General features: G+C 37.5%; 18 protein-coding genes and 1 pseudogene. 13 read left to right on the plus strand and 6 right to left on the minus strand.

Going from position 1 to position 17,023, the window contains the following annotated elements; translation table 11 throughout:
• Positions 1-415 precede the first annotated feature (415 nt).
• From JN080_RS12340 to JN080_RS12355, 4 genes are all read left to right on the plus strand, one after another.
• On the plus strand, positions 416-1,948 hold the full coding sequence (locus tag JN080_RS12340; RefSeq protein ID WP_256236309.1) for a YifB family Mg chelatase-like AAA ATPase: 1,533 nt from the start codon (positions 416-418) through the stop codon (positions 1,946-1,948).
• The gene (locus tag JN080_RS12345; RefSeq protein ID WP_256236310.1) at positions 1,949-2,506 is read left to right on the plus strand and encodes a transposase; all 558 of its coding nucleotides are present in this window, start codon (positions 1,949-1,951) and stop codon (positions 2,504-2,506) included.
• Positions 2,507-2,670: 164 nt separating this feature from the next.
• Complete coding sequence (locus JN080_RS12350; protein WP_256236311.1) at positions 2,671-2,904, plus strand: hypothetical protein; 234 nt, start codon at positions 2,671-2,673, stop codon at positions 2,902-2,904.
• A complete protein-coding gene (locus JN080_RS12355; protein WP_256236312.1) occupies positions 2,873-3,052 on the plus strand; it encodes a type II toxin-antitoxin system PemK/MazF family toxin in 180 nt (59 codons plus the stop codon). Before JN080_RS12350 ends, JN080_RS12355 begins: the two co-directional genes overlap by 32 nt.
• Positions 3,053-3,314: 262 nt before the next feature.
• On the opposite strand, the gene JN080_RS12360 is transcribed toward JN080_RS12355, so the two are convergent.
• Both JN080_RS12360 and JN080_RS12365 read right to left on the minus strand, forming a co-directional pair.
• Positions 3,315-3,749: a hypothetical protein gene (locus JN080_RS12360; RefSeq protein WP_256236313.1), complete on the minus strand. Its 435-nt coding sequence runs from the start codon at positions 3,747-3,749 to the stop codon at positions 3,315-3,317.
• 84 nt (positions 3,750-3,833) lie between these two features.
• Positions 3,834-4,643 carry an alpha/beta fold hydrolase gene (locus tag JN080_RS12365; protein ID WP_256236314.1) on the minus strand — a complete coding sequence of 270 codons (810 nt, stop codon included), beginning with the start codon at positions 4,641-4,643 and terminating at the stop codon, positions 3,834-3,836.
• 172 nt (positions 4,644-4,815) lie between these two features.
• Between JN080_RS12365 and JN080_RS12370 the strand changes: the two genes are divergently transcribed.
• Positions 4,816-5,223 (plus strand): hypothetical protein, encoded by a 408-nt coding sequence (locus JN080_RS12370; protein ID WP_256236315.1) that lies wholly within the window; start codon positions 4,816-4,818, stop codon positions 5,221-5,223.
• A gap of 178 nt (positions 5,224-5,401) precedes the next feature.
• Here JN080_RS12370 and JN080_RS12375 read toward each other — a convergent pair whose 3' ends face one another.
• Positions 5,402-6,565 carry an ADP-dependent glucokinase/phosphofructokinase gene (locus JN080_RS12375; RefSeq protein ID WP_256236316.1) on the minus strand — a complete coding sequence of 388 codons (1,164 nt, stop codon included), beginning with the start codon at positions 6,563-6,565 and terminating at the stop codon, positions 5,402-5,404.
• Positions 6,566-6,936: 371 nt separating this feature from the next.
• Between JN080_RS12375 and JN080_RS12380 the strand changes: the two genes are divergently transcribed.
• Positions 6,937-7,863: a zinc ribbon domain-containing protein gene (locus JN080_RS12380; RefSeq protein ID WP_256236317.1), complete on the plus strand. Its 927-nt coding sequence runs from the start codon at positions 6,937-6,939 to the stop codon at positions 7,861-7,863.
• 16 nt (positions 7,864-7,879) lie between these two features.
• Entirely contained in the window at positions 7,880-8,467 is a 588-nt protein-coding gene (locus tag JN080_RS12385) for a hypothetical protein (RefSeq protein ID WP_256236318.1), read from the plus strand.
• A gap of 249 nt (positions 8,468-8,716) precedes the next feature.
• Here the strand turns inward: JN080_RS12385 and JN080_RS12390 are convergent, their stop codons facing one another.
• Positions 8,717-9,856, minus strand: coding sequence for a PrsW family glutamic-type intramembrane protease (locus tag JN080_RS12390; RefSeq protein WP_256236319.1), 1,140 nt, complete (start codon positions 9,854-9,856; stop codon positions 8,717-8,719).
• Positions 9,857-9,970: 114 nt separating this feature from the next.
• Positions 9,971-10,462 (minus strand): DUF805 domain-containing protein, encoded by a 492-nt coding sequence (locus JN080_RS12395; RefSeq protein WP_256236320.1) that lies wholly within the window; start codon positions 10,460-10,462, stop codon positions 9,971-9,973.
• Between the two features lie 151 nt (positions 10,463-10,613).
• Here JN080_RS12395 and JN080_RS12400 point away from each other — a divergent pair, with 151 nt between their 5' ends.
• On the plus strand, positions 10,614-10,949 hold the full coding sequence (locus tag JN080_RS12400; protein ID WP_256236321.1) for a P-II family nitrogen regulator: 336 nt from the start codon (positions 10,614-10,616) through the stop codon (positions 10,947-10,949).
• An 82-nt stretch (positions 10,950-11,031) separates the two neighbouring features.
• Positions 11,032-12,327, plus strand: coding sequence for an ammonium transporter (locus JN080_RS12405; protein ID WP_256236322.1), 1,296 nt, complete (start codon positions 11,032-11,034; stop codon positions 12,325-12,327).
• Positions 12,328-12,871: 544 nt separating this feature from the next.
• On the opposite strand, the gene JN080_RS12410 is transcribed toward JN080_RS12405, so the two are convergent.
• Positions 12,872-13,585 carry a class I SAM-dependent methyltransferase gene (locus tag JN080_RS12410; RefSeq protein ID WP_256236340.1) on the minus strand — a complete coding sequence of 238 codons (714 nt, stop codon included), beginning with the start codon at positions 13,583-13,585 and terminating at the stop codon, positions 12,872-12,874.
• A 429-nt stretch (positions 13,586-14,014) separates the two neighbouring features.
• Between JN080_RS12410 and JN080_RS12415 the strand changes: the two genes are divergently transcribed.
• The 4 genes and pseudogenes from JN080_RS12415 to JN080_RS12430 all read left to right on the plus strand — a co-directional run bounded on the left by JN080_RS12415 (position 14,015) and on the right by JN080_RS12430 (position 16,563).
• Positions 14,015-14,122: a YjcZ family sporulation protein gene (locus tag JN080_RS12415; RefSeq protein WP_256236323.1), complete on the plus strand. Its 108-nt coding sequence runs from the start codon at positions 14,015-14,017 to the stop codon at positions 14,120-14,122.
• Between the two features lie 105 nt (positions 14,123-14,227).
• Positions 14,228-14,305, plus strand: a pseudogene (locus JN080_RS29830) (YjcZ family sporulation protein); the annotation flags it as partial.
• Between the two features lie 149 nt (positions 14,306-14,454).
• Entirely contained in the window at positions 14,455-14,646 is a 192-nt protein-coding gene (locus JN080_RS12425) for a hypothetical protein (RefSeq protein WP_256236325.1), read from the plus strand.
• Between the two features lie 1,209 nt (positions 14,647-15,855).
• Positions 15,856-16,563, plus strand: a complete 708-nt coding sequence (locus tag JN080_RS12430) for a winged helix-turn-helix domain-containing protein (protein ID WP_256236326.1) — start codon at positions 15,856-15,858, stop codon at positions 16,561-16,563.
• Positions 16,564-17,023: the final 460 nt, after the last annotated feature.

The following is a 17,023-nucleotide window of genomic DNA, read 5'->3' on the forward strand; positions in this document are numbered from 1 at the left end:
GATGATTGGATGACATAGAGATACAGTAGGAGCCTTTTGTACGGATTAACTGTTGCTGCATTTACAAATTGTATCTTTTTGTTGGATATATGGACAGTTATTCCGTCTACTTTTGGACAGGCAATACCAATATTCATCATATTCAAAGGTCAAGATTGTTTTAGAAGTCATAATAGGCACCACCCAAACTTTTTAGTGATTTTTAAAATTTTGCAGGATTATGATTGTTTTTGTAGAAAGTAAGTTATTAGAAATTTATTTACATACCTCGTATTCAATCTACTCATCATGCCACAATTATTCTTCTCTTTTTTTCACAATCTTTTTTTGAAAATTCCAATCAAAAGTATTATTTTAACCAGCCATTTGTAATTGCTTTTCTGAAAGAAGCTAAACCTATGTAGGAGGTTATTCTATGACGGAAAAGGTATCAAGTATTGGTTTAAAAGGTCTTGAGGGCTATCGTGTCCAGGTGGAGGTAAGGATCTCTCCCGGTACTGAATCAATGGTGATTGTAGGTCTGCCAGATGCATCGGTAAAGGAGTCACGAGAACGGGTGTTAGCGGCACTTAGCGTATTTGATGTGGATGTGACTGATCAAAAGGTGGTCGTTAACTTGTCACCGTCTGAGGAAAAGAAAAATGGACCGCTATTTGATCTGGCTATCGCAATTGCAGCATTAAAGGAACTAAATGTAATAAAAGGAAAAACTCCAATTGAAAATGCTTTTATTGGTGCCTTGTCCCTCGATGGTACGGTTGTAAAAGCAGAAGGGATGCTGCCGGCGCTATTATCTGCGAAGAGGTTAGGGCTAAAGCGGGTTTATCTGCCTTATGACCCCAGCATACCAATCAATATGCTTGAGGATTTGGCATGTATCGTTGTGCACCATATTGAAGAAGTAGTCCAACACCTAGAAGGTCAAGAAAGTCTATCTTTCTTCCCTACATTACCATTTGAGGATCAAGTTCCTCTTTTTATGGAGTTGCCGCAGAAGGACTTTTGCCATGTGATTGGCCATGAATCAGCAAAAAGGGCATTAGAAATTGCTGCTGCCGGTGAACATAATGTCTTAATGAGCGGTCCTCCGGGATGTGGAAAAAGCATGATGGCAGAAACAATTCCGTCGATCTTACCTCCGTTAACAAATCAGGCCCAGCTAGAAGTGCTTAGTCTTTATCAGCTTGCCGGGGAGAAACGGATGTCACCCCAAACAATCCCATATCGACATCCCCATCATTCTGCATCGTCAGTTGCCATTATAGGAGGTTCAACGCCAAAGCCAGGAGAAATCTCACTTGCCCATCGTGGTGTATTGTTTCTTGATGAAATAGCTGAACTCACGAAAAAGACGCTCGATATGTTACGGCAGCCGCTTGAAACAGGCGAGGTAACGATCAGCAGAGCTCATTCTACCGTAACATATCCTTCATCCTTTATTTTAATTGGGGCGATGAATCCATGCCCATGTGGCTACCTTGGCTCCAATCTTCATTACTGCACATGTTCCCAAAAGCAAATTCAAACCTATCGCAATCGGTTGTCAGGACCGGTTTATGATCGAATTGATATCCTTTTATCGCTGAAATCAGTCAATTTGGACAAGCCGGCAGAAAGACTAGAGTCCTCAATTGAAATCCGTAGAAGAGTGGAAAAGGCTCGGAAACTTCAATATCAGCGATATCAAACTGAAATCTCTAACGCTAAAATCCCATTTGAGATAATAAATGAAACAAGTCCCTTAACAGCTGACCAAAAAGCGATGATCATGAAGGTAGCAGCTAAACAGAACTGGAGCAACCGGGTGCAAATCAAAATGATTCGGTTGGCGAGAACCATATCGGATTTGGCTGGAGAAGAAGAAATTACAGACACTTCCATTTGGGAAGCGATGACGTTAAGACGATGGGGACTCCATAAACAACAAAGTATGGCGAGGGAAACGTAAATGTCCCGTCAGAAAAGAATTTGGCTGCCTAATCGTTATTATCAAATCGTCTGCCGGGGGAACCGCCGCGATCCGCTTTTTCGAAACAGATCCGATTTTCAAGCTTTTCTCCATATTCTTGTCCAGCTGTTTGAAAAAATCCCGTTTGAAATCGCCTCCTATTGTTTAATGACCAATCATTACCACCTTCAAATCCGTTCACCAGAAGTTCCTTTTTCCAAACTTATGTCGCTTATTAATAAACGTTATGCCAATTATTACAACACAAAGTATCGGTTAACGGGGCACGTTTTTGAAAAACGTTATTACGATCAATTCATCGAAGATAAACAAGGAATGCTAGAAATAAGCCGTTATATTCACTTGAATCCTGTAAAAGCCAAAATGGTACAGGTTCCAGAAAACAACCCCTGGAGCAGCTATTATTTATTTAAATATCCAAACTCAATCGTGCCCTATCTTATGAATATACATAGTCTTTTAGACTATTATGAAGGGACAATCAAACAGAAGCGGGAGAAATATTGTAGCAGTTTACTGGTTGTGAGCAAGGATTGAATTGGCACAGGATTTACACTTCCTTCCGGGGGTTTGGAACAAGCTTGCTTGCTGGATTTTTTCCCAACTTCACCTGTTGCATTACGAATTTGTATCACTGAAAAGGATATATTAACCATTTAGCTGGTATAATAAATAAAAAACTTATTTGTGAGGTGTAAAAAATGTCTGCACTCAAGAAGGAAGATATTTTTAATGAAATTGATGCACTTAATCAATTTATAAAATCATTATCTAATGAAGAAAAAAATGCATTTGCAAATAGGATTATAAGCATAAAAGAGATGGTTCAAGAATTATTACATCAAGAAGAAGAAAGCCTTTATTATGGAATCGTAAATAAATCCCTCAAGGAAGATTGGGACAATGAAAAGGATGACGCATACAATAAGCTATAATAAACAAGATATTGTACTAGTTCCATTCCCTTTTAGCGATAAACCAGGATTTAAAAAAAGGCCTGCTGTTATTATTAGTAGTGACGAACATTATAAGCAATATGGTAAATATGTTTGTTTAGCAATCACTAGCCAGGAAGAAAACTGAATAATTACTAGGGACGGTTCTTGTGTTCTTTTTTAATGACTTGGGATTTGTCAGAAACCTATTCTTAATAATTACATCCAATTAACAAAAAAGCCCGGTATGGGGCCATGAAAACAAGCTGATTACTTATTTCTTTCTCTGGATAGTCTTTTTCAATCGATTTCAATTTTCCTGTGTCATTATATTATGAATTGAATTGGTGATGTGGACATGGATATGGGGACGTTTTTTGCCTCCTAATATGAGAATGAGCACTTACCTCTTAGAGATTTTCACTTAAATCTTCTTTTATATTGGTATTATGGATATTTTCTTTTTTTTCTTGCTTGTCTCCAAACAAAGTAAAGTGTTTAGTAAAAACATTTTGAATGGCACTTTTAACTGCTGTTTTGACAAACAGCTCTTTCCGAATTACAACCAAATCTCCTGATAGTCTAAAGGTAGTATTCTTGTTTCCTTTTATTCTTTGAATCCTTTCGCATACTCGAGCGATTTTTTTTAGTAAAAACGGATTTTCTTTGGATAGGTCATGATAAATAAACCAATGATTTGGGGTAGTTTCAATTAGCAATATCTTCACAGTAATTTTACCTTTGTATACAAACTCTAATTCGCTCGAACTAATATCTCCACTTTCAGAGTGTAATTCACCAATTTCCTTTTCAAATAAAGAAACTAGTAATTCTTTGTTGTTCATACAATCAATCCTCTTTGTTGAATATTTTATATAGTCAGCTCATCGTTTGAAACTATAAAAATGACATATTAATACTGTATTGCTTTAATGTACTATACTGGCATTGACAAGCGCCTTTTCCTTTAGAAACCGTAAAATTTCATAATTCACGATTTCGGGCTGGCATAGGTTCGCTGGGTCAAAAGAATCTTTGACGACGAACAAATCACTGTTTTCTAAGTGGTCCGCAATTTCTTTGGATTTTCTCATAACGGTTTTTAACTTGTCTCCCACCATTATCAATACTGGTATCTCTAATCGATTTAAGTCGCTTAAAAAATTTATATTGAAAACCTCTATTAACTGTTTACTTACATCTTTTGGACGGAAGGTTTCGATAATATGTAATAACTCCCTTTGGGCCAAATCCCAATTTTTATAAGGGGAGAATCGGGATAAATATTTTTTTAATATTTTTTTGGGGACCCAAGAAACCATTAACAAACTAGCAGCTAATAATAATAATTTGAATTCATCATAGCTCTTAGGGAAAGTATGGGCGTATGTATCGATTAGAATCATCTTTTTCACTTTTTCAGGGTGTTGAATAGCAAAATATTGAGTAACAATTCCACCATAAGACAATCCAACAAAGTGAGCTTGACCTATGTTTAAGTGGGCCATTAAACCTAAGATTGAATCCATATGAACCGTTAAATAGTTTAATGTTTTGACTGATGTTGATTTTCCATTTCCCTTTAAATCTATGGTGATGATCTTGTAAAGGTTTGCTAAATGTCTCACCTGGGGTTGGAACATACTATGACTTCCGCCGATTCCATGCAAAAACACAATGGGTTCTCCCGTTCCCTTCACCTCGTAGTACAATCCATTGAAGTAATTATGACCGTTCATTTTTCCATTCCTTTGGACTTGTTAAAGTAGTGTAAATTTTTTGCTAATTTCCAATATTTATATATTACATCAAATTGGATAAATGAGGAAGAAAATTGATTTAAAATGCCCAGGACATTGAGGTCAGACCCTCGCTCACAGTATATTTCGATTAAGGAGATAGAGGAATTAAATGCGTACATATTTATACTGGTTTATACAATTAACATGGGGTTTACCTTTAAACATAATAGGAGCAATCATTGCCATTGTATTGATATGCAGGGGCAGCATGCCTCAAAAATTCGGCTATGCGATTTATTTTGAAACAGGGGAGAATTGGGGCGGTGTTAACTTCGGCGGTTTCTTCTTTGTGCAGAAAAGTGCCAGCACACAATTAAAACGCCACGAATACGGACACAGTTTTCAAAATTTACTGTTAGGCGTACTTATGCCTTTTTTGATAAATATACCTTCTGCGATTCGATATCATTATCGGAACTACAAAAAGGCAAAAGGGCATCACTTGCCTCCATATGATCGTTTCTGGTGTGAGGGTTGGGCGACAAAATTGGGAGAGAAATATTACAAGGGAGATTAATTTGCTAAGGGACAGGTTCTTGTCCCTTCATAATATTTACCGTTGGAATAAAATTTTTATTTGAATGGCATGTGTACGATCAGGAAAAAGTTTTGGGTGATATGGGGACGGTTCTTGTGTACCTTTTCAGGTACACAAGAACCGTCCCCATATCTTCTAGGCTGTTTCACAGTGAAGGTTAGGATCCGTGAAATTGTAGGGGTGCTTCCACCAATACCCCGGCAGTGAAGGTATCACCCAATCCGGTAGTGCTAATGGTTTTTCCGATATAGGCAGGGATGATCGTGATATCTTTCCGTTCTTTTGTTAATTCTTGCAGATTCTGACCTCTTGCGTTCAAGCCGGCACTTGCGGTTAGTTGCCTGATGGTCTCCACATTGCAAATTTTACCGGTTACAGCTCGGGAAAAGGCAAACTGATTTCCATTCTTTAATGCATTTGCCCACTGGGCTGTATGATACTGAGCCGATTGAATGGCTGAAAACTCCTTGGTATGAAGAATCATATGAGCAACACCAAGTTTCTGGCAAGCATTTTCGATGATTTTTAGTAAGACATGATCTTCATAGCTTAACAGCGGATCCTTTAATCCGAGTAATTCTTGATATTCGTCTTCATTTACCCCGATCGTATCGACAAAGCTTCCAAGTGTACGGATGATTTTCCACTGTTCGTCCACTGACCAAATCGAAGCCAGTTCAAGGTGAACGTTTGGCTTTTTGTATCCCGGTTCCTCCAGCATTTGAATCGTCTTTTGTAACAGGGAATCCACTTCTTTACTTCCATCCACAGCATTATATCCAGCCAATAACATCCAGGAGATATCCTGCTCCCTTACTTTTTTAACAAACTCCGTAGTAATCATATCTCTTGGATATTCATGTTCCTTCCGGAAAATGATTCGGTTAAAGGAACCCTTGGCTTCGTATTCAAGAATATAATGCTTAGGAACTTCACCTTCTTTATCTGATAACAGGGTAAGCCCTTTATATTCTGCCACTAAAGCTTTTATTTCCTCCGACTGAATGGGAACATTCACCAATGCACCATATCCTGCAAAGCTTGCCACACAACCTGCTTGCAGGCCGCCCCCGCCGATCGCTTTCCTCCAATGTAAATTTTTCTCAAGAAGTTCCAAAATGGCCCGATCCGTAACAATATACTCTGATCCGCTTCCTTTTTGGACATTCCAGTCAATGGCTGAACAAAATTCCTCCCACGTATGAATGACAGCCTTTGGTGCACCAAAGCGAGCATGTTCCTTGATCTCTTTATAAAACACCTGTGAAAGATTAGCAATGAGATCAATATTAGCAGTAAATCCACAAGCGATAGTTTTCATAAAGAAACCTCCCATAACGTTTCGCTCTAGCCATTTTCCATGCTTGTCTTATGGAAAAATGCATTCCTTTATAGATTCCCCAACTTTTCCTGTACATTGCAGCTCGTCCTGGAAAATTAAGCATCAGGAACTGTGAATGGACAAATCATAAGCAATATTTAAACAGAGTATCGGTGCCTGTGTCACCACCGAAACTTTGCGATATTAATCTCTCTTTTATCACTATAAATCAATCTACAAAACCGCCATTCTGCGATAAATTTTGGGGTACGACAGGCGGCTTGTGATCATTTACCTAATTTTATAGAAATTTTAGACTAATCTATAGTAAAATAATAGTAAATTTTAATCAAAAATGAAGGTGGCCAATTTTGTTCTGTTCACAGTGTGGTAAACAACTAAAAGAGAATGCAATCTTCTGCGGTAACTGCGGAAATCGAATAACAGTTCCGTACATTCATTCTCAAAAAACAGATACAGGGGATGTTGCTAGAAAAATAAAAAAAGAGATCTCTAACCTCCCGTTGCTTACGTTAATTAGCGATGCCGTCCAGGGAGCATCGGGACTATCCATTCTTCAGGAAAAAATAAAACAGACTCCAAATGATCCCTTATACTGGCTTTTTTACTATGAATGCTTTATTACTCACTCCAAAATCAGGAAAGGAGTAAGTACAGCACGGATTGTTTATAATCCTGTTGGTTTTATTGTTTCGAAAGGGGTTTCCGCCGGTCTTAACACCCTTGATGATGAGTATCAAAAGTTTGACCCTGCCCAATGTTTGAAGAGAGCAATATCTCTATCCAGAAAAAGAATGATGGAAAAACAATCGACTGCTTCAGACTTTTTAATGATCGGCAAATGTTTATTCTATTTATCTCAAAAAGAAGATTTAGATAAAAAGAATCATTTTCTTTTAAGTGCGATTCATTACATTTCCTATGCTATTGATACGGAAACGAATTCAAACTTGATTGGGGAATATTTTTATTATTTAGCTTTGATCTATGACAATATCGGGAATAAGGAAATGTATCTCCGTTCTGTAAATTTATCGGTATCATTTTGTTTTGAGCCATCTTTAAACCTATTACATAAAGAGTTACGTGCAAACGGATTGCCAGAAGAAGAAATGAACAAAATTCAAATTCCCCAAAGTGAAATAATCACTCAATATCAGTTTACTTGGACTCTCCAAGCTGGAGAGAGGGTAGAAAACACATTATCATATGTGGTTGAGTCCCAAGGAAAAAAAATCAAGCAAGTATCAAACCGAATAAAAAATTTATTTAAATAATAAAGGAATGATAAAGATGCCATTTGATATTGACCCCTTTCATCTATTAGGTGATCATTTTGGTTTTGGAGATAACCATGACCATGAGTATAGTGATGTCCACCATACTCACGATTTTGACTTTCACGATTTGGGGCATAATGCGTTTGTAAATGATTTCCATACAGATATGCTTGCCCATGGACAATTGCAAGATATCCATGCGGATTTTTCACACAATTCCGTTGTTGATAAATTCGAACAGCTCCATACCCAATCAAATGTTTTTCACGGTCAAGATTACTATCATAATGGTGTGAAAGTTGGTTATACGCAGCCGAATGTGATGGGCGGACAAGATTTCCATGATTCTACTGGAGCTTTAGTGGCCCACTCACAGCCGAATGTGATGGGAGGGCAAGATGTAATGGACGCTTCTGGATCAGCCTTAATCCATACTCAACCTAACGTTATGGGCGGTGAAACGATTTCAAACCACTCCGGTGAAATGATCGGGCAAACCCAGACAAACATTTTCGGCGGGGAAACCCTTTTTGACAAGGCAGGTTCAAAACTGGCAGATTCACAGCCTAATGTGATGGGCGGAATAGATCTTAATAAGTAAGGATCAACTGTATTTATGATTATTTCTACGATTACCTAGAGCCACTCAAAGGAAAGGAAGAAAAATACCCTGAAATGAATTTTTGCCCCGGTTGCGGCAGCAAAATATAAACCGAAGGAAACTTTTTTGTACAAATTGTAAATATCAGAAAGAAACAGGCCTTTCACGATACGATTGCTGGAAGCTTAGTATGGAACAAAAGATAATGGAAATTGCCTGGAATGACCAGGCAATCTTCATTTGAGAGATTTATGACGGAACATGAAGCTGTTCGATTTCTGATGGGGATAAATTAGAAGCATGTCGATGTAAAGTTTGTTCTTTTAAACTCGAAATCTCTTTAAGTCCAGTATTCATTACACCTAAAGCAATGATCCATGAAACGATGGTAAAAATGATCTGCGGAAACGGAATTCCCATCGTATCACTCCATGGAACATCCCATAGTGCATGAAGAAAAACGACAATCACAAAGATTCTTAAAAATCGTATATCCTTTAACATTGACCATTGAAAGTCCTTGTTCCCTTTAACCATACAAATAGCAGCTCCCGAGAGTGCAGCCCAAACAATATGTCCACCCGGAGCAAGAACTCCACGCCAGAAGATCGTTGAGTACATATTGTCCATATTGCTTATCATTGCCACTTTAAGGGCATATCCGGCAGATTCAAAAGCTGCAAATCCTGCTCCTACCGCTGCTCCAATTAAAAGACCATTAAAGATATAGTTATAATTTCTATTTCGTAAAAACCAAACAATGACTAATAATTTGGCGAACTCTTCGACAACACCGATCACAATGACGCTCGTGCTATCGGCAAAACCTTTATAGATAAAAATGGCGGTAATTAAAGATAGGATTCCCCCGCCAAATAAAATTTTCACCACTTTATAGATGGAAATATTCTGGGGTACGTTCATTTCCCAAAAGAACATGAGCATCGTCAGTGGAACCATAAAGGAACCCATTGTTATAAGCCCCGGCAAAAAGTTAATGTTTTGGAAGTACTTTACACCGATATATAGCCCAAAATATAATAATCCCACCACTAAAAAAATCCTGGCAAAAAGCCACGGTCTTGGCCAGCTATCTACAATATTTTCAATATTTGGGGTGGTCTTGGCAGTGCCGACAAAGAAAAGTTCTTCCGCATCCCCTTCGGTATGTTTTACAAAAACATTCGAAAAGATTTCCTTAAACTTTATATCTAAAGGGGTATTAATTCCAGCCACTGCATTAATTTTGTTCGCAATATCACTTAAACCAAGTGATTTTTCTGGACCTCCATTCGCTGTATGTCCCTCATAAACCACAACAGCGTTTCCACAATTAGAGCAAAGTTTTGCTTTATTGGGTAACACAGTACCACATTGTACACAATTCATTTCGTATTACTCCTTTCCTTTTCGGTGTCACGCCCCGAGATCTGTCGAAGATTGATAGTTAAATAGATAGGTTAAAAGCAATAAAAGGCTATCAAAAAGATAACCTTTTAAAAATTATATCTGTAATTCTTTTCCACACCGTACACAAAATTTTCCGACTGGCGTTTTTTGACCACAATTGCCACAAAATATTTCTTCTGTTGTTGCAGCTGTTTGAAATGGTGATCCATTACTTGCATAGCCTTTATTTTCAAACGACTTTGGATTTGGTCCATATTGATTGTCATTTGGTTGACTATCCGTACATGCCCATATTAGTAAGAGAATAGCACCAATAATAGGAATAAAATGAACTAACTGAAACCATCCGCTTTTCCCAATATCGTGTAATCTACGAGTAGTCATAGAAATCATTGGTATGATAATAGCGAAATAATAAATATAGAACAATACACCCCAAAAAAGTGATTCCGTCGTTGTTAACAGAATTAAAAATACGAGCGCAATCAGATTGATGAATAAAGCAGTCATCCAATACTCTTGTCTTGTTGCCCTTCCTTTAAAATCAGCATAATGCTTTGTCATAGCGTCTAAAAAGAAATGCATTAATTAACCCCCAAATAAGTAATTTTTAGTAAATTTGTACTATTGCTTATTTATTATAGCATTTGGGTATTATGTTTATAAATGGGAAAATGGATATTCTAATAATAATAATAAAAAAACTGGGCTTTTAAGGAATGATCGGAGGAGACTAATGAAAAAAATAGAAGCTATCTTTCGTCCAGAAAAACTTCGTGAAGTGATCGAAGAACTTAAAGAAATCAATGTCACCAGTTTTACAGTGACACAGGTCCAGGGGCGAGGACATGAAAAAATTTCAACAGGAGTTTATAGAGGAAGATCATTTACAATAAATCTACATCCAAAGGTAAAGATGGAAATTATTTTATCAGACTTTAAGGCTGAGAAAGCGATTCAAACCATAATCAAAGCAGCTCATACAGGCGAAGCTGGGGATGGCAAAATTTTTGTATCTTCCATTCTAGAAATGCACAGTATTAGAACTGGTGAAATTCAAGATTTGGATTAAAAGGGGATTCGATCAAAAATTCGGTAATACGTAATCTTCATTTTAAAGTGGATACGAGAATTACCTCCGGGAGGTTTACATCATGAGTGTTGAGCCCAATGTTGCTATAAATACAATCTGGGTGGTATTAGCTGCGGCAATGGTGGTGTTTATGGAAGGTGGTTTCAGCTTGCTTGAGGCCGGTCTTGTTCGAACTAAAAATGCCGTAAACGTTACAATGAAGATTTTTGTAGACTTAACCATTGGAGTACTGTCCTTTTTCTTGATTGGGTTTGGTATTATGTTTGGACCCGATTATAAGGGAATGATCAGCTTTGATTTTTGGGGGGCTTCGCAACATTTGAAGTTATCAACAGATCTGCCGCTTTCCGCTTATGTATTGTTTCAGATCGGATTTGCCATTGCCGTGATTTCAATCATATCAGGGGCTGTGGCGGAGAGAATGTTGTTTAAGACATATATTATTATTGTTTTTTTGGTGGTAGGCATTGTATATCCCATTTCCGGGCATTGGGTTTGGAACGCTGATGGATGGTTAGCGAAACTTGGAATGAAGGATTTCGCCGGATCAACTGTGATACATGCTTTAGGCGGATGGACTGCCTTTTCTATTGCAACTGTATTGGGAGCACGGAAAGGGAGATTTAATTCTGATGGCAGCCCAAATGTCTTTGCCCCAAGTAGTATTCCTCTAGCTTCGGCCGGTGCTTTTATTCTATGGTTTGGCTGGTTTGGTTTTAATGCAGGCAGCACACTGAATGCCTTCGACAGCAATCTATCTTCCATCGCATTAAATACAGCATTAGCAGCTGCTGCAGGCGGTACGTCGGCGATGCTTTATAATACTTTCCGATTTGGTAAAACAGATCCAAGTATGACCATGAACGGTGTATTAGCAGGATTCGTTGCCATTACTGCTGGATGTTCTTTTGTAAATTCCTATTCCGCAATCATCATAGGATTATTTTCCGGAGTCTTAGTAATTTGGGGTACTCTATCGATAGATAAACTAAAAGTTGACGATCCCGTTGGAGCTGTTGCCGTCCATGGTATTAATGGCGTATTCGGTACAATCGCAGTCGGTCTTTTTGATTTGAAGGACGGGCTGTTTGTAACAGGGAACACCCATCTTTTGATGATTCAGATGATGGGTACAGTCATTATTTCTGTTTGGGGGCTTGTTATTGGTTATGGATTAGCAAAAGTATTAAAGGTCACCGTCGGGCTGCGAGTCAATGCTGAAGAGGAAGAAGTTGGTTTAGATTTAGCTCTGCATGGGATTCCCGCTTATAACGAGTTAGAACGATTTAGTGACCATCCGGCTGTAAAAGATGGATTAGAAAATAGCCTACTCATTACAAAAGAAAAATTAAAATGAACTCCAATAAGTTGATGGAATTGAAATAAGCAGTGAGTGAGATGGACCGAAATAAGCATGCGAATTTTATGGATTTCCAGAATTATTTACAAACTATTGGATCCAATATACAGATTAAGTTATTACTAAACGGATACATTACCTCATTGTTGAGGTAATTGCGTCATCCTTAATAGAGTTCCTCAAGAAAAGGGCTGAACGGCTCTTTTTTTGTTTCGTATCGCTTGGCGATATGACTTGCAAAATAGATCCAAAAACCTGTAATAGAAAAGGAGGCGCGATATACGGCGCGATATACAACCGTATGAACGAGCTTTCTCTCCCAAGGAAGTGGCAGAAGAAGTGGGTATTGCAACACCTACTGTTTGAAATATGGCCAAAGCTTAGAGCGAGATTATAAAGGTGCCTGTCATGACCAGATATATTCGAGAGATGCAGAGAGTTGTCTTAAATCCAGCTCTTTCCTTTATAATCCCAGTGGGATCCAACTCAATGCATCAAATAGATGATATATTAGAAACCCGTTACTTTAGTGATAGAAGGTTCATTCCTTTGTACAAGTAAATATCCGATAACTTAAAAAATCCTGATACTTTATCATGATTTCCGCATGCTTATTTAAAACTCCAAAAAGTTCAGGCTCAATATTTTCTGAAAAGTCAAACTCTGGCATTTGTTTTTCAGAAAGCATTGATTTGTATTCTCGTTTCATTTTGATTTCCGTAAAACCAGCCTCAACCAATAACCTTTGCCAATCATTTTCCAACAATAATGCATCTAAGCCATAAAAATCTTTGATTTCCGCTGCTTCTTCTGTACTTGTAGGATAATCGATTGTCATCTCATTTGCGATTAATCTTCCTCCACTCTTAAGAACTCTGTTTATTTCTTCAAGCGCTTTTTCTTTCTTAACAAAAGCAAGAACAGATTCAGAAAGAACGATATCGAATGTACTGTCTTCCAGTGGAATTTCTTCTACGGAACCATGAATTAATTGAATAGGTAAATTGTTAGACATAAATCGTTTTTTGGCTTTTTTCAACATAAGAGGATTAGTATCTAATCCCAAAATATTAGCTCCAAATTGACTGTAAAGAAAGGCGGAAGTTTGTCCTGTTCCGCAACCCACATCAAGTATATGTGATCGGCTGTTTATTTTTTCTACTGACAGTAATTCTGTTGTTAAAAGCATTCCTCCAGGGTGTGCTCCACCAATACCAAATTGGGACAATAAATCAAAATACGTATAGTTCCCCATTTTTACCACCTATTCATCTTTTTTGTATTTTATGGGTAATTGGTGATTTACGTTCATTAGTCCACTCCTTTTTAAGGAGAAAAGTAGGGCGAAATATGAACTGCCTAATAATAAATTGGTTAAATATTTATCATTGAATTAAATAAGCAAAAAAGTCTAAAAAGCCCTTAAAAAGGGCTTTTAGTATGGCGTTTTGGAGGATTATTTCATGAATCCACTACAGGAGACGGATTTGCCTTAATCGTTGTAATTTATCCTTTTGTTTATTGTAGGAATATTTTCTTGTATTATATGAAAAATACTTTGAATGTGCGTTAAAAAACAGAAAGTTAATTAAAAATTTAAGCATTATCCTTTTGTAGGTAAATGCCCTGTCGACAGTAAGTTATTTGACATATCGTGTTAATAGCTAAGAAAGGAGGTATAACTATGTCTGGTGTTGCAGGTGTAGGATTTGGCGGAGGATTCGCTTTGCTTGTTGTATTGTTTATTTTATTAATTATTGTTGGAGCAGCATTTGTTGGTGGCTGGTATTAAAAAATAATCCCATGTGAAAGGATGATTTACATGTTTGGTTACGGAATTGGTGGATACGGAGGTTTTGGAGGCTGTGGTGGTGGAGGATACGGCTACGGTGGCGTTGGTTTCGGTGGAGGTTTTGCCTTAATCGTGGTATTGTTTATCCTCTTAATCATCGTTGGAGCATCTTTCTGGTATTGATTTGAAAAATGACTTTTGTTTTTCCAAAAAAACCAAGGACTTTTCTTTTTTTGTAGCTTAATCCTGTTGCAAAAATATAAACGTTTGCCTATACGTTAGAATTTCACAGGAATAGGATAAAGCACATATATTATGAGGGAGGTGTAGAGATGTCCGAAAAAAAAGGAAAAGTAATCCACGTTGATAATCTAATTATTCACGCAAAAAGCGTTGAATTGGTTGATTCAGAGAACGTTAAAATTAATCGAGGCAGAAACACTGAAACTGCTGAAATTCCAAGGAGAGACCCGTGGGGATTTTTTTGGGGTCCGCAACCGAGAGAAGAAGAGGATGAAGAATAATTAGAAGATTTTGAAGTATATGGTGACAATTGAAATGACCACCATGGTTAAAAGGCAAGGGCCACGACTTCATTCTTCTCCGGCAATCAAAAATATTGCCTGAAGATCTTTTGAATAAGAAAACAAAAAGGCACCACTAGCTCATCCGCTAGTGATGCCTTTTTGCGCGCAAAACTTCCGATTGTCCTCTAATGTTGTTTAGGAAAGCGTGTACAAGCCTCGACAATTTTTTCTCGTTTAGGTGACATAGGGACGGTTCTCTTGAACTAATTCAGGAGTAGATAAGATATTTTAATGAACAATGGAGATTGGATCCAATATACAGATTAAGTTATTACTAAACGGATCCATTACCTTTGGGGTAATTGCGTCATCCTTAAAAGGTTCCCCAAGAAAGGGGCTGAATGGCTCTTTTTTTGTTTCGTATCGCTGGGCGATATAACTTGCAAATAGATCCAAAAACCCTCATATTATAATAGAAAAGGAGGAGCGATATACGGCGTGATATACAACCATATGAACGGGCTTTCTCTTCCAAGGAAGTGGCAGAGGAGGTGGGGATTGCAACACCCGCTGTTCGAAATATGGCCAAATCTTAGAGAGAAATGGATATGAGTTTTTTAAAGATGACGATTGGCGTATCTTTGTCCAATCCGATATCGAAGTATGTATAACGTTAAGCGATACGGACAAGCCCCTGGGCGATACAGCAAAAGACCTTGCGTATAAACAAAAAGAAAGATTAGAAGAAGTCGATGAAATAGGGATTGTGATACCCGATACATATAACGATCTTCCCCAGTACAAATCAAATGAAAGAGATCGTAATGCTTTTAGCCAATGAGCGCGAAATGAATATCCAACTGACAAACGATATGTCTTAGCATCTGTTAACAGAAATTGGTGCCTGCTTTCTAAGAACTAGGCGATACATCCAATGTATCGGGCGATCTACCAAAAGCAAATGAAAGATAAGTATGATTTATTGGAGGTCTATTAAAGCGATATGCAGCTAAACAAAATACCCAACTTGAAGAAAGCTAAAAAGAGAGTTGAAGCGTTTGAAAATCTCAATCAAAAATAATCGTAAACCTTAAGGATTTCCTCAAGAAAGGGATGAACGGCTCTTTTTTTGTTTCGTATCGCTGGGCGATATAACTTGCAAATAGATCTAAAAACATTCATATGTGATAAAAAAGGAGGACCGATATGCGACGTGATATACAACAGAATGAACGAGCATACTCTTCTAAGGAAGTGGCAGAAGAAGTAGGGATTGCAACACCCACTGTTCGAAAGTATAGCCAAATCTTAGAGAAAAATGGATATGAGTTTTTAAAAGATGGTGATCGGCGTATCTTTGTTCAATCCGACATCGAAACGCTTATAGCGTTACGCGATACGGACAAGCCCCTAGACGATACAGCAAAAGACCTTGTGTATCAACAAAAGGAAAAATTAGAAGGATCGAGTGAAACAGAGATTGCGATATCCGATACATATGACAATTTACCCCAAGATCCCAATGAATTAAAAGAGATCTTAATGTTTTTAGTCAATGAACTTGCAGCCACACGTGAAATGAATGTCCAAATGACAAACGATATATCTCAGCTTAAAACAACGGTTTCCCGGCTCCAGCAAGATCACCATGCTATAAGTTCCAATATTGCAAATTCAGCGCAAAAAACTCATGGTAAAATTGAAAGATTAACTGAACAACAAAAGACCCATTACGAAACATTACTGCAACAAGAAAAACAAATAAACGAATTTTTACAAAAAGAAATACATAATATGCGGGACGAACAGAAAAATGAATGGCGTTCACAAAATGATTTTAATAAACGTTTAGAAGAAGCGATACAAAAACCTAAAGGAAAATGGGAGAGACTTTTTTTCATATTCCGTAAATAGAGTGTAAAATGGTCAAAGTGATTTTAAGATGTTATTTGATTTGCTCCTTAGTATTGATTCTCAGAGCTGAAAAACAGGATTATGAAAGAACAATTCATCTGTTAACAGAAATTGGTGCCTGCTTTTGAAGAACTCGGCGATACATCCAATGTATCGGGCGATCTACCAAAAGCAGCCTAAGGCTCAAGTTAAATTAACTGGAGATTATATAAGCAAAATGAGCCAAACAAAAATTGGATGGTTCATTTTTTGTTGCAATTTTTTTTTTATGTTACCTAAGTCAACCAAACCAAAAGCAGCTTTTGTTCCGACTATTCGGATTCACTATTTTTCAAATTTCAACAAATTCCCGGGGAAATATCTACAAATTCTGCTAACGGGAATCGAGAGTTCAATTGAAGCATGGTAATGAAATTCTGGCACTGTCACGCCCCAAAATTTGTCGAAGATTGATAGGTTA

This window comes from Bacillus sp. EB600 (assembly GCF_024494385.1).
Lineage (GTDB): Bacteria > Bacillota > Bacilli > Bacillales > Cytobacillaceae > JAEVLT01.

Excerpts from the sequence above, each read along its gene's own strand:
- JN080_RS12340 (WP_256236309.1), top strand. The coding sequence starts at position 416 with ATGACGGAAAAGGTATCAAGTATTGGTTTAAAAGGTCTTGAGGGCTAT.
- JN080_RS12345 (WP_256236310.1), top strand. The coding sequence starts at position 1,949 with ATGTCCCGTCAGAAAAGAATTTGGCTGCCTAATCGTTATTATCAAATC.
- JN080_RS12350 (WP_256236311.1), top strand. The coding sequence starts at position 2,671 with ATGTCTGCACTCAAGAAGGAAGATATTTTTAATGAAATTGATGCACTT.
- JN080_RS12355 (WP_256236312.1), top strand. The coding sequence starts at position 2,873 with ATGAAAAGGATGACGCATACAATAAGCTATAATAAACAAGATATTGTA.
- JN080_RS12360 (WP_256236313.1), bottom strand. The coding sequence starts at position 3,749 with ATGAACAACAAAGAATTACTAGTTTCTTTATTTGAAAAGGAAATTGGT.
- JN080_RS12365 (WP_256236314.1), bottom strand. The coding sequence starts at position 4,643 with ATGAACGGTCATAATTACTTCAATGGATTGTACTACGAGGTGAAGGGA.
- JN080_RS12370 (WP_256236315.1), top strand. The coding sequence starts at position 4,816 with ATGCGTACATATTTATACTGGTTTATACAATTAACATGGGGTTTACCT.
- JN080_RS12375 (WP_256236316.1), bottom strand. The coding sequence starts at position 6,565 with ATGAAAACTATCGCTTGTGGATTTACTGCTAATATTGATCTCATTGCT.
- JN080_RS12385 (WP_256236318.1), top strand. The coding sequence starts at position 7,880 with ATGCCATTTGATATTGACCCCTTTCATCTATTAGGTGATCATTTTGGT.
- JN080_RS12390 (WP_256236319.1), bottom strand. The coding sequence starts at position 9,856 with ATGAATTGTGTACAATGTGGTACTGTGTTACCCAATAAAGCAAAACTT.
- JN080_RS12395 (WP_256236320.1), bottom strand. The coding sequence starts at position 10,462 with ATGCATTTCTTTTTAGACGCTATGACAAAGCATTATGCTGATTTTAAA.
- JN080_RS12400 (WP_256236321.1), top strand. The coding sequence starts at position 10,614 with ATGAAAAAAATAGAAGCTATCTTTCGTCCAGAAAAACTTCGTGAAGTG.
- JN080_RS12405 (WP_256236322.1), top strand. The coding sequence starts at position 11,032 with ATGAGTGTTGAGCCCAATGTTGCTATAAATACAATCTGGGTGGTATTA.
- JN080_RS12410 (WP_256236340.1), bottom strand. The coding sequence starts at position 13,585 with ATGGGGAACTATACGTATTTTGATTTATTGTCCCAATTTGGTATTGGT.
- JN080_RS12415 (WP_256236323.1), top strand. The coding sequence starts at position 14,015 with ATGTCTGGTGTTGCAGGTGTAGGATTTGGCGGAGGATTCGCTTTGCTT.
- JN080_RS12425 (WP_256236325.1), top strand. The coding sequence starts at position 14,455 with ATGTCCGAAAAAAAAGGAAAAGTAATCCACGTTGATAATCTAATTATT.
- JN080_RS12430 (WP_256236326.1), top strand. The coding sequence starts at position 15,856 with ATGCGACGTGATATACAACAGAATGAACGAGCATACTCTTCTAAGGAA.